This is a genomic window from Bacillus sp. SIMBA_074 (assembly GCF_046534555.1).
Taxonomy (GTDB): domain Bacteria; phylum Bacillota; class Bacilli; order Bacillales; family Bacillaceae_G; genus Bacillus_A; species Bacillus_A mycoides.
Genome location: NZ_JAWRYM010000609.1, coordinates 1 through 267, shown reverse-complemented (window position 1 = coordinate 267; position 267 = coordinate 1). Strand labels below are relative to the sequence as shown.

1 protein-coding gene is annotated in these 267 nt (G+C 36.3%); it reads right to left on the bottom strand.

The window, feature by feature from the left end; translation table 11 throughout:
• Window positions 1–43: 43 nt before the first annotated feature.
• Complete coding sequence (locus tag SB773_RS32185; protein WP_336866379.1) at window positions 44–220, bottom strand: DUF8096 family protein; 177 nt, start codon at window positions 218–220, stop codon at window positions 44–46.
• Window positions 221–267: the final 47 nt, after the last annotated feature.

Genomic DNA, 267 nt, shown 5'->3' with positions numbered 1-267 from the left:
AGAGGTAGAGTGAGAGGGAAATAAAAAACGACCCATCACAGGGTCAGATACTTTTCTTCATGCCACAATTGCGACACTCACGAATATAGATAAAGTCCTTAACGGAACTTTTAAACTGGGCTTTATCACAATTATCACATCTACCACTCTTAATATCAGGGTGGTCTTTATAGTCGTAAACAATGGATGTATCATAGCCGTTGTATTTTTCTTCAGTCAATGCTGATCACCTTCAATAATGGATTTAACCTTATATATGATAACAGA